The following is a 13,134-nucleotide window of genomic DNA, read 5'->3' as shown; positions in this document are numbered from 1 at the left end:
GCGCGACCGGGGCCTGGCGTCCGGGCAGTCGGTCGCCAGCGGCGGCCGATACAGTGACGGCATGCCGGAGCAGCTCGACCTCACCGCCTCGTCCATCGACATCACCCGTGCCATCTGCGACATCGAGTCGGTGTCGGGCAACGAGCAGGCGCTCGCCGACGCCATCGAAGCGACGCTGGCACCGCTGCCGCACCTCGAGGTGATCCGCGACGGCGACGCGATCGTCGCGCGGACGGACCTGGGCCGCGACCGCCGTGTCGTGATCGCCGGGCACATCGACACCGTGCCGTTGAACCACAACCTGCCGACCGAGTTCCGCACCGCCGAGGACGGCACCGAGATCCTGTGGGGCCGCGGCACCGTCGACATGAAGGCGGGCTGCGCCGTGCAGCTCAAGCTGGCGTACGACCTGGCATCGCCGAGCGTCGACGTGACCTGGGTCTGGTACGACCACGAAGAGGTGTCGGACGCGCTGAACGGCCTCGGCCGTCTGGCACGCACCCGCCCCGAGTTGCTCGTCGGCGACTTCGCGATCCTGGGCGAACCCTCGGGCGCCCAGATCGAGGGCGGCTGCAACGGCAACCTGCGCGCCGAGATCCGCGCGTACGGCAAGCGCTCGCACAGCGCCCGCAGCTGGATCGGCGACAACGCGATCCACAAGGCGGCGCCGATCCTGGCCACCCTGGCCGCCTACGAGCCCCGCACGGTCGAGGTCGACGGGCTGGAGTACCGCGAGGGGCTGAACGCCGTCGGCATCACGGGCGGCATCGCGGGCAACATCATCCCGGACGAGGTCATGGTGCACGTGAACTACCGGTTCGCGCCGTCGCGCTCGGCCGACGAAGCCGTTGCCCACATCCGCGAGCTCTTCGACGGGTACCAGGTGGACATCGTCGACCTGGCTGCCGGCGCCCGCCCCGGGCTCGACGCCCCGCTGGCGCAGGACTTCGTCGCCGCCGTCGGCGGCCCGGAGCCCCGACCGAAGTACGGCTGGACCGACGTCGCGCGGTTCTCGGCACTCGGCGTCCCCGCCGTGAACTACGGCCCCGGTGAGCCGGTCTACGCGCACCACGACGACGAGCAGGTCCCCGTGGCGCAGATCACGGCGGTCGAGGACGGTCTGCGTCGGTGGCTGACGGCCTGACCACCGGCGCGGTCCCGACCCACCGTCCGCAGCCGCGGGCGGTGTGGTGGCGTGCGCGGTACCGGGTCGTGCCGTGGTGGGTCCGCATCACCGTCGTGTACGTGCTCGCCCGGCTGGTGACCGGTGCGCTGATGATGGGCTTCGCCGGCATCCAGGCTGCGAACTCGTTCACGCTGCAGCACCCGAGGTACCTGACGTACGCCTCGATCTGGGACGGCGCCTGGTACCGGGTGATCGCGTCGAGCGGGTACCCCTCGACGCTGCCGATCGACGCCGCCGGGCACGTGACCGAGAACGCGTGGGCGTTCATGCCCGCGTACCCGTTCCTGGTGCGCGGACTGATGCTCGTCACCGGTGGGTCGTTCGAGTTCGTCGCGGTCGGCGTCTCGCTGCTGACGGGCTGGGGCGCGGCCCTGGTGTTCCGTCGGCTGATGGGGCGGTTCCTGGACCCGGCACGCGCGACCTTCGCCACGGTGCTGTTCTGCGTCGCCCCGGTGTCCGCGATGTTCCAGGTCGCCTACGCCGAGGCGATGGGGCTCTTCCTGCTGCTCGTCGCGCTGCTGCTGCTGGTCGAGCGCCGGTTCTGGACGATGCTGCCCGTCGTGCTGCTGCTCGGGATGACCCGGCCGACCGGTCTGGCCTTCGCGCTGCTCATGCTGCTGTTCATCGGGGTCTGGGTGCTGCGCCCGGCATGGTTGCGCGAGGCCTCGGCTCCGACGCTCCGTCAGATCGTCCCGCCGGCCGTGGTCGCCGTCGTGTCGGGGCTGGTCGGCCTGGCGTGGCCCGCCGTCGCGTGGGCCGTCACCGGGGTCCCGCGGGCGTACACCGACACCGAGCTGGCGTGGCGGTCGTCGTACATCGGGTGGAAGGACCTGGTGCCGTTCGCACCGTGGGTGCAGGGGTTCGGGTGGTGGTTCCGACAGCCAGCGGGCTCCGTGCTGCTCGTCGTCGTGCTGGTCGGGTTCGCGGCCTTCGTGGCGATGCCCGCAGCCCGACGCCTGGGCCTCGAGCTGCGGCTGTGGTCGGTCGCGTACCTGGTCTACCTGCTGGCGGTGTTCTTCCCGCAGTCGAGCACGTGGCGGATCCTGCTGCCGATCGCCCCGCTGCTCGGGATCGTCGCGCTGCCGCGGTCACGCCTGTACCGCGTGGTCGTCGTGGTGCTGTGCGTCGTCCTGCAGTGGACCTGGCTGTACTACTGCTGGTACATCGACGGCTACGACTGGACCCCACCGTGATCGGCGCCGTCCGGCGCTGACCCGTCGGATGGCTCGGTTGCGCTTGCGTCGGTGACCGTCTGCTCGCCGTCCGGCCGCCACGCTGCCGCCGCGGTGACCATCGCGTTCACGGTGGCGATGAACGGCACGGCGAAGAACGCGCCGACGACACCCGCGATCGTGGTGCCCGCGGTGACGCCGAGCACGACGCCGAGCGGGTGGACCTTCACCGCGCTGCCGGTCAGGAACGGGTGCAGGACGTGGCTCTCGAGCTGCTGCACGACCACGACGACGCCGAGCATGAACAGCGCCGCGACCCAGCCGTTGAACACCAGGGCGATGATCACGGCGACCGAACCGGCGACGATCGCGCCGACGACGGGGACGAACGCGCCGAGGAAGACGATGACGCCGATCGGGATCGCCAGGGGGACCTGCAGGACGAGGGCACCGATCACGACCCCCAGGGCGTCCGTGACGGCGACGACGAGCTGCACGCGGATGAAGCTGGTCAGGGTGTGCCACCCGGCGTCGCCCGCGGCGTGCAGGCGGGGTCGTGCCCGGCGCGGGAAGATCCGGACGACCCACTCCCAGATCCGCCGGCCGTCGATCAGCACGAAGATGGTGGTGAAGACCACGATGAACAGGCCCTCGAGCACGTGCACTGCGCCGCTGCCGGCCTCTTGGAACCCGGACGCGATGGACGACGCGTGGGACTGCAGGTAGGACGAGCCCGTCGACACCCAGTGGTTGACGTCCTTGACGGTGATGCCGAACGGTTCGCTGTCCAGCAGCGCCTGCAGCGACAGCACGGTCTTGTGCAGCCGGTGCTCCAGCGACGGCAGCTCGTACCGGATCTGCGCGGTGACGACGAGGGCCAGCGTGCCGATCACGAGCACGACGACGACCAAACTCGACAGCACCGCGAGCCACTTCGGCCACCGGTGCCGCTGCAGGAACGCGGACATCGGGGCGAGCAGCGCACAGAGCAGCAGTGCGATGAGGAACGGCACGACGATGTCCTGCAGCAGCACGACCAGGGCGACGACGACGGCCAGCGCGGCGACGACGATCAGGATGCGCCACGAGAAGGCCGCGCCGATGCGCAGACCGACGGGGACGGCGTCGACGGCGGAGTCCTGCGGGCTCGGACGGCGCTTGGAGGGAATGATCGGCACGCACACAGCGTAGGAATCCGAGCCGCGAGAACGTCCTGATCAGGGCCCCGCAACCTGGGCGGTTTCGCAGTTGCCCCCTCCGTACGGGATAATGGCGATGCATGTACTGCGCGAAAGGGGACATCTGATGGCAGCAATGAAGCCGAGGACCGGTGACGGGCCGATGGAGGCTGTCAAGGAGGGTCGACTCATCGTCGTGCGGGTTCCGCTCGAAGGTGGAGGCCGCCTGGTGGTCTCGGTCAACGACGCCGAGGCCAGGGAACTCCACGACGCACTTGCCGAGGTCGTCTCGGCTTAGTACGTCGAAGCACCACCAACACGCACCACGAGCAGGGCCCGGGACACCACGTCCCGGGCCCTGTGTCGTTCGTGCCGTCGTCTGTGCGCGCTGGCGTGCGGCGCGCTGTCGTCCGTCGTCGGCAGGATGGGACCGTGCCCCGCTCCCGCCGCCCCGTCCGCCGTGTCGAGGAGTACGCCGCCGACCCGATGCCGCGCGACACCTGGCCGGCGACGCTCGCGCCGGTGCGGCAGCTGCTCGAGCAGGGTCTCGACCTGGACACGGTGACCGTGCTGGTCGGGGAGAACGGCGCCGGCAAGTCGACCCTGGTCGAGGCGATCGCCTTGGCGTTCGGCATGGGTCCCGAGGGTGGGTCGACGGGCTCCGGGCACAGCACGCGACCGAGCGAGTCCGGGCTGTGGGAGCACCTCGCGCTGCACCGCGAGCCGGGCGCACCCAAGACCGGCTTCTTCCTGCGCGCCGAGACCATGCACGGCTTCTTCACGTTCCTCGAGCAGCACCCCGGCAGGCGTCCCGAGCCCGTCTTCCACGAGCGCAGCCACGGGGAGTCCTTCCTGGACTTCGTGATCGACCGTTCGGAGTGGCCGGGACTGTGGGTGCTGGACGAGCCCGAGTCGGCGCTGTCGTTCCAGGGCTGTCTGACGTTGATCGGCCTGCTGCAGGCCATCGTCGACGACGGCCTGGGGCAGGTGCTGCTGTCGACCCACTCGCCCGTGCTGGCGGCGTTCCCGGGGGCGACCATCCACGAGGTCGGCGAGTGGGGGCTGCGCCGGAGCACCTGGGCCGACCTCGACCTGGTGCGGCACCAGCGGGCGTTCCTGACGGCCCCCGGACAGTACCTGCGGCACCTCGGGTGACCGAGCCGGCCCAGCGTCCTACGCGGTGACCTTCGTCATCTGCAGCAGCCCGTCACCAGCGGGGGACAGGGCGCTGATGACGGCGCCCGACGTGGACACCTCGGTCAGCAGCAGCCGGAAGTCGGTGGTCGCCCGGTCGCGCTTGACCGGATCGGCGACCCGCCCACGCCACAGCGCGTGCGGCACCAGGACGGTCCCGCCCAGCCGCGCCAGGCGCAGTCCGTGCTCGACGTACTCGATGACGTGTTCGGGGTCGGCGTCGACGAGCACGACGTCGTACGAGGCCTCGTTCATGCGGGGGAGCACCTGGTTCGCCCGGCCGGGGATCAGCCGCACGCGGGCCGGAGCGGTGCCGGCGGCGATGAAGGCGTCACGGGCGTACTGCTGGTGGTCCACCTCGACGTCGATCGTGGTGAGCGTGGCGTTCGGGGCACCGCCGAGCAGGTACAGCCCGGAGACCCCCAGGCCGGTACCGATCTCGATGACGGCGGTGGCGCGCGACGCGGCAGCGATGACACCGATCTGCGCACCGATCGCCGGGGAGATGGCTTCGACGCCGAGCTCCAGCGAGTGCTCGCGCGCTCGGGAGATCACCTCGGACTCGGAGACGATGTCCTCCGCGAACTTCCAGTTCGACTCTTTCTCTGACACGCACACTCCTCGGTCGACAACTCTAGGTGAGCGCGCGGCCTGAGGCGTTACGCTCGGTGCGTGTCCATCGACTTCAACAAGATCCTGATCATCGGGATCATCGCGGTGCTGCTGCTCGGACCGCAGCGCCTGCCGATGTACGCACAGAAGCTGGCGGAGTTCGTCAAGGCGGTCCGCCGGTTCGCGGACACCGCCAAGGACCGCATGCGCGACGAGATGGGTCCCGACTTCGACGAGGTCGACTGGCAGAAGCTCGACCCTCGGCAGTACGACCCAAGGCGCATCATCCGCGATGCGCTCATCGACTCGGCGACCGGGGCCGGCGCGGCCGAGGCGACGCCGCAGGTGTCGGCGACCAAGGTCCGGGCTCCGGCACCGATCGTGCCGCTGGCCGCGGGCGAAGCCGCGCCCTTCGACGGCGAGTCCACCTGACTCCCGACTGCGTGACGGGTTGACGTCCGTCGCGTGACCACCTGACTGACAGGAGGCCCGGTGCCAGCTGGCACCGGGCCTCCTGTCCGTCGTCGCTCAGGTGAGCGAGAGTCCGAGCTTGCGTCCCGCCAGCCCGCGCCCCATGGTGGCGATCCGGTCGGCGATCGCGACCAGCGCCCGTGCCGCGGGATCGGTGGGGTCGCCGACCACGATCGGCACGCCGGCGTCGCCGCCCTGCCGGAGCGGCACGGACAGCGGCACCGTGCCGAGCACCGGGACGGGCGTGTCCTGGCCGCGCGACAGGCGCCGGGCGGTCTCGTCGCCACCGCCCTCGCCGAACAGGTGCAGCACGGAGCCGTCGGGCTGCACGAGCCCGGACATCGTCTCGACGACGCCGATGACCCGCTGGCCGGTCTGCCGCGCGACGATGCCGCTGCGTTCGGCCACGTCGGCCGCCGCTGCCTGGGGTGTGGTGACGACCAGGACCTCGGCGTGGGGGAGCAGCTGCCCGACCGAGATCGCCACGTCTCCGGTGCCCGGCGGCATGTCGAGCAGCAGCACGTCGAGGTCGCCGAACCACACGTCGGACAGGAACTGGTTCACGGTGCGGTGCAGCATCGGCCCGCGCCAGGACACGGCGGTCGAGACGTCGTCGACGAACATGCCGATCGACACGACCTTCACGTCGTGCGCCACGGGCGGCAGGATCATCTGGTCGACCCGGGTGGGACGGGGCGCGACGCCGTGCTCGTCGGTCAGGCCCATCAGCCCGGGGACACTGAAGCCGTGCACGTCGACGTCGACGATCCCGACCCGCAGGCCCTTCTGCGCCATGGCGACGGCCAGGTTCACGGTGACGGTCGACTTGCCGACGCCGCCCTTGCCGCTCGTCACCGCGATGACCCGGGTGAGCGAGTCCGGGGTGAACTGCACGCCCTGGGGTCGCCCGGCACGCAGGCGGTCGGTCAGCGCCTTGCGGACCGACGGGTCCATCACCGACACGTCGACGTCGACGTCCGTGACCCCGGCCACCGATCCGGCGGCGGCCCGCACGTCGCGTTCGATCGTGTCGGCAGCCGGACACCCGACGATCGTGAGCTGCAGGTCGACGCGGACCGCGCCTCCGGTCACGTCCACGCCGCGGATCATGTCGAGCTCGGTGACGGGCCGGCGGATCTCCGGGTCGATGACGCGGTCGAGCGCAGCGAGGACGGCCGCACCGAGCTGTTCGGCGTCCGGCCCGGGGGCGGCGTCAGCCACGGACGTCCGCTCGACGCTTCGGCTCCCCGTCGTCGATCGCGTCGCGGCGGTCGAGTTCCTCGAGCAGCGAGCGGAGTTCGGCGCGGATGAAGTCCTTCGATGCCATGTCGCGCATCGCCAGGCGCAGCGCCACGACCTCGCGCGCCAGGTACTCGGTGTCGGCCAGGTTGCGCTCGGCACGCTGGCGGTCCTGTTCGAACTGCACCCGGTCGCGGTCGTCCTGCCGGTTCTGCGCGAGCAGGATCAGCGGTGCCGCGTACGAGGCCTGCAGCGACAGCACGAGGGTCAGGGCGGTGAAGCCGATCGCCGCGGAGTCGAACTGCACCGCCTTGGGCAGCAGCGTGTTCCACCCCATCCAGACCGCACAGAAGAGCGTCAGGCCGATCAGGAACCAGGGCGTTCCCATCGCGCGTGCAATTCCTTCGGTGGCCCGACCGAAGGCGTCGCCGCTGCCCTTGCGCCGGCGCGTCGGCAGGACGCTCGTCCGCATGCCCTTGGGCGAGTCGAGTCGGGTGTTCTCATCCGTTCGTGCCACGGGTGGGCCTCCTTCCCGTCGTCACGGGGGTCCTGCGAGCGCGGGTGCGGGGTCGTGCTGCGTCGTCGTCCCCGCGACTTCGCCAGTCGTCGGGCAGGACGTGGTCGAGCACGTCGTCGATCGTCACCACCCCGACCAGTCGGTGGGCGTCGTCGACCACGGGGACGGACACCAGGTTGTACGTCGCCATCACCCGCGTGACCTCGGCAGCACTGGCGTCGACCCGGACCGGTTCGGTCTGCTGGTCGATGAGCGTGCCCAGGCGTTCGTTCGGCGGGTAGCGGAGCATGCGCTGGAAGTGCACGAGCCCGAGGAACCGGCCGGTCGGCGGCTCGTACGGGGGCAGCGTGACGCACACGCTCGCGCCGAGGGCCGGGGCGAGCTCGTGCCGACGGATCAGGGCGAGGCCCTCGGCCACCGTGGCGTCGGCCGAGACGATCACCGGCTCGGTGGTCATGAGGCCACCGGCGGTGTCGGGCTCGTACTCCAGCAGCATCCGGACGTCCTGCGCCTCTTCCGGCTCCATGAGCTGCAGCAGTGCCTCGCTGCGCTCGTCGGAGAGCTCGGCCAGCAGGTCGGCGGCGTCGTCGGGCTGCATCTGGTCGAGCACGTCGGCCGCGCGGGCGTCTTCGAGCGAGGACAGGATCTCGACCCGCTCGGTGTCGGGCATCTCCTCGAGCACGTCGGCCAGTCGGTCGTCGGGCAGCTCTTCGGCGACCTCGAGACGGCGTTCCACGGGCAGGTCGAGCAGCGTCGACGCCAGGTCGGCGGCCACCAGGTCGGAGTACGCGGCGATGACGTGCTCGGCGGACTGCGACTCACCGGGGAGCTCGTCCTCGGTCACCTCGTTCCACGTGGCGAACGTCGTCGGGCCCTTGCCGAACGGCGACGGCGTCGTCTTGGGCTTGCGGAGGAACAGCTGCGCGACCTCCCAGTCGCCCTGGCCGCGGTCCTCGATCGCGATGTCCTCGATCGTCGCCCGGATGCGCTCCCGCGTGATGAGGACCTTGCGTCCGAGCATCTCCGCGATCACCCGGACCTCGCCGCCACGCTGTTCGAAGCGTCGCATGTTGACCAGACCGGTCGTGATGACCTGACCTGCACCGATCGAGGTGATCCGGCCGATGCTGACGAAGATGCGCCGCTTGCCGGGGACCTCGACGATCAACCCCACGACGTGCGGGGGATCAGCCCGCCGGTAGACGACCAGGACGTCCCGGACCCGGCCGACACGATCGCCCGCGGGGTCGAAGACGGAGCACCCGGCCAGGCGGGCGACGAAGACCTTCGAGGCGCTCACGGTGTCAGCGTAGCCGGTCACCCGGTCGGTTCCCTGGCGGCTCTCGAACGATTGCAAGGGGAACGGTGGATGATGACTGTGTGAGCACTCAGAGCCCCTTCCGTGGTCGTACGGCCCAGGTCTTCCCGACGCTGCCCCGCGGCGACGTCCTCGGCACGTTCGACAGCTACACCGACGCGCAGGCCGTGGTCGCCAAGCTCGCCGAGTCCGACTTCCCGGTCAACAAGCTCTCGATCGTCGGCAACGACCTGAAGACCGTCGAGCGTGTCACCGGCAAGATGACGTACGGCCGTGCCGCGATCGCCGGCGCGCTGTCCGGTCTTTGGCTCGGCATCTTCTTCGGCATCGTCCTGACGCTGTTCTCGCCGACCGCCGGCGGGCTGATCATCGCTGCCGCCATCATCGGTGCGGCGTTCGGCATGCTGTACGGCATCGTCTCGTTCGCCATCACCAAGCGGCAGCGCGACTTCACGAGCGTGCACCAGGTGCTCGCCACGAACTACCAGATCATCGTCGACCCGCAGCTCGTCGGACAGGCCCAGCGCATCCTGGGGCAGTCGGGTGCGACGCCGCACGCCGCCTGGAACCCGGGGCAGCAGCAGGCACCGTTCCAGGGCCAGCAGCCGCAGCAGCAGCCGTGGCGTCCGGGCCCGGGGCCGTCCGGCAATACGCAGGGTTCGCCGTACGGTGACCACGCGACGCCGCACGCCCCGGGTGGGCAGCAGGGCCAGTACGGTCAGCAAGCCCCCGGTCAGTACGGCCAGCAGGGCCAGTACGGTCAGCAGGGTCAGCCCGGAGGCCAGGGCCACCCCGGCACGCCGGCTGCGGCCCCCGGGTCTGCCGCCGGTGGACAGCCCCGCTACGGCACGAACTCCGGACCGCGCTACGGCGAGGTCGCGCAGCCGGGCCAGCCGGCACCCGAACAGCGCGCTCCCCAGCCGCCGACGCAGTCCGGTCCGCCGGCGCCTCGTCCGGACGAGGCGCCGCGCTACGGCGAGCGGGTCTCCGGTGCGACGCCCCAGGCTCCGACGTCCTCCGACGCTGCCGGGTCGACCGAGGGGACGCGCGACGAGCAGCGTCCCGACGAGCAGCGTCCCGACGACCGGAACGGGTCGCGCTGACCCGCGGGCCTCGCGCCTCGCGCCTCGCGCTGAGCGGTCACGACACTCCGCTCATGTTCGCCGAACGGTCACAGATCGTCGCTGAAGGCACCGCCCAGCGACGATTCGTGACCGTTCGGTGACGTGCTCGACGCCGACCGCGCGCTACAGCACCTTGGAGTAGCAGGCGGACAGCGGAGCCCCGACGTAGGGGCCGAAGTTCGCGATGCGGGTGAAGCCCTCGCGTTCGTAGAACCGGATCGCGCGGGTCTGCGCCGGCCCGGTCTCGAGCACGAGCGCCGGTGAGCCCAGGTCGAGCGCTGCCTCTTCCAGCCGCCGCAGGATCTGGGTCGCGACCCCGGCACCGCGGGACTCGCGCCGGACGTACATCCGCTTGATCTCGGTGATGCCGTCCTCGACCAGACGCAGTCCGCCGCAGCCGAGCGGGGTGCCGTCCTGGTCGCGCGCGACGAAGAACACCGCGATCGAGTCGGCCGTGGGCTTGTCACCGGGTTCGGTGTCCCCGCCGTACGTGCTGTCGATCTCGATCCGCTGGGCAGCACGCAGGCGCATCGCATCCGGCGAGTCGAAGTGCTCGACGTCGATGACGATGGTCCGCGGGTCGGTGTGCTGCGGGGAAGCGTCGGGTGTGCTCACCCGCTCAGGCTAGCGCCCGGTGCGGGCGATCCACCCCTCCACTTCCGAGGGGGTCCGGGGGATGCCGACGGACAGGTTCTCGGCGCCGTCGGCGGTCACCAGGATGTCGTCCTCGATGCGGACGCCGATGCCGCGGAACTCCTCGGGCACGGTCAGGTCGTCCTGCTGGAAGTACAGGCCGGGCTCGATCGTGAACACCATGCCGGCCTCGACGACCCCGTCGATGTAGAGCTCACGCCGGGCCTTGGCGCAGTCGTGCACGTCGAGCCCGAGGTGGTGGCTCGTGCCGTGCACCATGTAGCGGCGGTGGAACTGGTTGTCGGGCTGCAGGGACTCGTCCGCCGAGACCGGCAGGAAGCCCCACTCGGCCGTCTTGCGGGCGATGACCTGCATCGCGGTGGCGTGCACCTGGCGGAACGTGATGCCCGGCTTGACGATGGCGAACGCGGCGTCGGCGGCTTCGAGCACGGCGTCGTAGACCATCCGCTGCACCGGGGTGAAGGTGCCGCTGACCGGCAGCGTGCGGGTGATGTCGGCCGTGTAGAACGAGTCGACCTCGACCCCGGCGTCGATGAGGATCAGGTCGCCCGGCTGGACGGCGCCGTCGTTCCGGGTCCAGTGCAGGATGCACGCGTGGTGACCGGACGCCGCGATGGTGTCGTAGCCGACCGTGTTGCCGTCGGCGCGGGCGCGACGGTTGAACGTGCCCTCGACGATGCGCTCACCGCGGGGGTGCGCCAGGACCGCGTCGAAGTCGGCGATCACGTCGGCGAAGCCGTTGCCGGTGGCGTCGACGGCCTTGCGGAGCTCGTTGACCTCGTACGGGTCCTTCACGAGCCGCAGCTCGGACAGGTCCCGTGCCAGGACGTCGTCCGACGCGGGGGCGTCATCGGTCTCGCTGACACCGCCGACCGGCGTCCCGAGACGGCCGTCGAGCGCCCGGGTCAGGTCGCTGTCGGCGTCGCGCACGACCAGCACCGAGGCATCGACGGCGTCGAGCACGGCGTCGAGCTCGCCCAGGTCGGCCGTGGCCATGCCGAGGTCAGCCGCCACCTCGTCGAGCGAGGGACGCGGCCCCACCCAGAACTCGCCGATCTCGGGGTTCGCGTAGAACTCCTCGGAGTCACGACCGGCCGTGGCACGGAAGTACAGGGTGGCGTCGTGCCCGGAGCCGTTCGGGGTCATGACGAGGACGGAGCCGACGACCGTGTCGGCGCCCCAGCCAGTCAGGTGCGCGAACGCGGAGTGCGGTCGGAACGGGTAGTCGCAGTCGTTCGAGCGGACCTTGGCGGTGCCTGCGGGGACGACCAGCGTGCGACCGGTGTGCCGTGCCGAGATCGCCGCGCGGCGATCGGCAGCGAACGGTGCCTGTTCGCGGAGTGCGGGGACCGGACGGTCACGCTCGGCCCACTGGGACCCGATGAAGTCCTTGAAGGTCGAGGAGCCGGGGGTGGTGGAACGGTTGCTCGTCGCGCGAGGAGTCGTGTCGGCCATGCCCCCATCATCGCACCGCACCGGACGTGCGGCCTGTGTGGTCCCACACCTATGGATACGATTGGGCGGTGCCCGACCCGTTCATCGACCTGCACACGCACTCGAGTGTCTCCGACGGCACCGAGCCGCCCGTCGCGCTCGTGCGTGCAGCGGCCGCCGCCGGACTCGACGGCGTGGCCCTGACCGACCACGACACGACCTCGGGGTGGTCGGATGCGATCGCCGTGGCGCACGAGCTCCCGATCACCCTGGTGCCCGGGCTCGAACTGAGCACGCGGGTGGGCTACCGGAGCGTGCACGTGCTCGGCTACCTGGTCGACCCCGACGACCCGGGCCTGACCGCCGAGACCGAGCGCATCCGCGACGGACGACTGGCCCGGGCCCGGCGCATGGTCGACCGCATCGGCGCGGACCACCCGATCACGTGGGACGACGTCCAGGCCCAGGCCAGCCCCGGTGCGACGATCGGACGCCCGCACATCGCCGACGCGCTGGTCGCCCTCGGGCTGGAGTCCGACCGCAGCGCGGCGTTCCGCGGCATCTTGCACCCGGCCTCGGGGTACTACGAACCGCACGAGGCCCCGACGCCACTGCGGGGTGTCGAACTCATCCGTGCGGCGGGTGGCGTGCCCGTGATCGCCCACCCGGCTGCGAGCGCGCGTGGCATCGTCATCGACGAACCCGCACTCCGCGAACTCGTCGACGCGGGCCTCGGCGGGCTCGAGGTCGACCACCGCGAGAACACGGCGCACGGCAAGCGCACCCTGCTGGAGTGGGCGGACCGCTACGGCCTGTTCGTGACGGGTTCCAGCGACTACCACGGCACCGGCAAACCGAACCGGCTCGGCGAACACCGCACGGCCCGACGCTCGTTCGACACGATCGTCGCGCAGGCCACCGGGGCGACCCCCGTCGTCGGCCCGGGCTCCCGCCTGGCCTGACGCCCGCGTCGTCGTCGCGGAAGCGACAGATCGGGCCCCGCGCGTGCGTCGTTCTCGCGAAAGCGACAGCTCG

The 13,134-nt window shown here is 71.1% G+C and carries 14 protein-coding genes; 7 read left to right on the top strand and 7 right to left on the bottom strand.

Translation table 11 applies throughout. The annotated features are described in order from the left end of the window. The first annotated feature begins 61 nt into the window (after positions 1-61). Positions 62-1,144 carry a succinyl-diaminopimelate desuccinylase gene (gene dapE, locus ACLBWP_RS12825; RefSeq protein WP_447655455.1) on the top strand — a complete coding sequence of 361 codons (1,083 nt, stop codon included), beginning with the start codon at positions 62-64 and terminating at the stop codon, positions 1,142-1,144. After that, positions 1,129-2,379, top strand: a complete 1,251-nt coding sequence (locus tag ACLBWP_RS12820; protein ID WP_447655454.1) for a hypothetical protein — start codon at positions 1,129-1,131, stop codon at positions 2,377-2,379. Before dapE ends, ACLBWP_RS12820 begins: the two co-directional genes overlap by 16 nt. On the opposite strand, the gene ACLBWP_RS12815 is transcribed toward ACLBWP_RS12820, so the two are convergent. Continuing rightward, a complete protein-coding gene (locus ACLBWP_RS12815; protein ID WP_447655453.1) occupies positions 2,358-3,536 on the bottom strand; it encodes an AI-2E family transporter in 1,179 nt (392 codons plus the stop codon). The genes ACLBWP_RS12820 and ACLBWP_RS12815 overlap by 22 nt on opposite strands. 127 nt (positions 3,537-3,663) lie before the next feature. Between ACLBWP_RS12815 and ACLBWP_RS12810 the strand changes: the two genes are divergently transcribed. After that, a complete protein-coding gene (locus ACLBWP_RS12810) occupies positions 3,664-3,834 on the top strand; it encodes a DUF3117 domain-containing protein (protein WP_243561321.1) in 171 nt (56 codons plus the stop codon). A 134-nt stretch (positions 3,835-3,968) separates the two neighbouring features. Beyond that, positions 3,969-4,691 (top strand): AAA family ATPase, encoded by a 723-nt coding sequence (locus ACLBWP_RS12805; protein WP_447655452.1) that lies wholly within the window; start codon positions 3,969-3,971, stop codon positions 4,689-4,691. An 18-nt stretch (positions 4,692-4,709) separates the two neighbouring features. Here the strand turns inward: ACLBWP_RS12805 and ACLBWP_RS12800 are convergent, their stop codons facing one another. Next, positions 4,710-5,342, bottom strand: a complete 633-nt coding sequence (locus ACLBWP_RS12800; protein WP_243561319.1) for an O-methyltransferase — start codon at positions 5,340-5,342, stop codon at positions 4,710-4,712. Positions 5,343-5,402: 60 nt separating this feature from the next. Here ACLBWP_RS12800 and ACLBWP_RS12795 point away from each other — a divergent pair, with 60 nt between their 5' ends. After that, the gene (locus ACLBWP_RS12795; protein ID WP_243561318.1) at positions 5,403-5,774 is read left to right on the top strand and encodes a twin-arginine translocase TatA/TatE family subunit; all 372 of its coding nucleotides are present in this window, start codon (positions 5,403-5,405) and stop codon (positions 5,772-5,774) included. A gap of 96 nt (positions 5,775-5,870) precedes the next feature. On the opposite strand, the gene ACLBWP_RS12790 is transcribed toward ACLBWP_RS12795, so the two are convergent. The 3 genes from ACLBWP_RS12790 to ACLBWP_RS12780 are packed head-to-tail and all read right to left on the bottom strand — an operon-like array spanning position 5,871 to position 8,869. Next, positions 5,871-7,034 (bottom strand): Mrp/NBP35 family ATP-binding protein, encoded by a 1,164-nt coding sequence (locus ACLBWP_RS12790; RefSeq protein ID WP_447655451.1) that lies wholly within the window; start codon positions 7,032-7,034, stop codon positions 5,871-5,873. Continuing rightward, positions 7,027-7,569, bottom strand: a complete 543-nt coding sequence (locus ACLBWP_RS12785; RefSeq protein ID WP_447655450.1) for a DUF1003 domain-containing protein — start codon at positions 7,567-7,569, stop codon at positions 7,027-7,029. The genes ACLBWP_RS12790 and ACLBWP_RS12785 overlap by 8 nt, the downstream gene beginning before the upstream one ends. Then, complete coding sequence (locus tag ACLBWP_RS12780) at positions 7,553-8,869, bottom strand: magnesium transporter MgtE N-terminal domain-containing protein (RefSeq protein WP_243561315.1); 1,317 nt, start codon at positions 8,867-8,869, stop codon at positions 7,553-7,555. Before ACLBWP_RS12780 ends, ACLBWP_RS12785 begins: the two co-directional genes overlap by 17 nt. Positions 8,870-8,949: 80 nt before the next feature. Here ACLBWP_RS12780 and ACLBWP_RS12775 point away from each other — a divergent pair, with 80 nt between their 5' ends. Further along, positions 8,950-9,990, top strand: a complete 1,041-nt coding sequence (locus ACLBWP_RS12775; RefSeq protein WP_447655449.1) for a general stress protein — start codon at positions 8,950-8,952, stop codon at positions 9,988-9,990. Positions 9,991-10,134: 144 nt separating this feature from the next. On the opposite strand, the gene ACLBWP_RS12770 is transcribed toward ACLBWP_RS12775, so the two are convergent. Together ACLBWP_RS12770 and ACLBWP_RS12765 are read right to left on the bottom strand one after the other, a co-directional pair. Continuing rightward, positions 10,135-10,626, bottom strand: a complete 492-nt coding sequence (locus tag ACLBWP_RS12770; RefSeq protein WP_308221868.1) for a GNAT family N-acetyltransferase — start codon at positions 10,624-10,626, stop codon at positions 10,135-10,137. Positions 10,627-10,635: 9 nt separating this feature from the next. Continuing rightward, positions 10,636-12,120 (bottom strand): aminopeptidase P family protein, encoded by a 1,485-nt coding sequence (locus ACLBWP_RS12765; protein ID WP_447655448.1) that lies wholly within the window; start codon positions 12,118-12,120, stop codon positions 10,636-10,638. Between the two features lie 68 nt (positions 12,121-12,188). Between ACLBWP_RS12765 and ACLBWP_RS12760 the strand changes: the two genes are divergently transcribed. Next, positions 12,189-13,061 (top strand): PHP domain-containing protein, encoded by an 873-nt coding sequence (locus ACLBWP_RS12760; RefSeq protein WP_243561312.1) that lies wholly within the window; start codon positions 12,189-12,191, stop codon positions 13,059-13,061. Positions 13,062-13,134 lie beyond the last annotated feature (73 nt).

Source organism: Microbacterium sp. M1A1_1b (genome assembly GCF_053345565.1).
This window is presented reverse-complemented; position numbering and strand designations above follow the sequence as displayed.

Excerpts from the sequence above, each read along its gene's own strand:
- ACLBWP_RS12765 (WP_447655448.1), bottom strand. The coding sequence starts at position 12,120 with ATGGCCGACACGACTCCTCGCGCGACGAGCAACCGTTCCACCACCCCC.
- ACLBWP_RS12810 (WP_243561321.1), top strand. The coding sequence starts at position 3,664 with ATGGCAGCAATGAAGCCGAGGACCGGTGACGGGCCGATGGAGGCTGTC.
- dapE (WP_447655455.1), top strand. The coding sequence starts at position 62 with ATGCCGGAGCAGCTCGACCTCACCGCCTCGTCCATCGACATCACCCGT.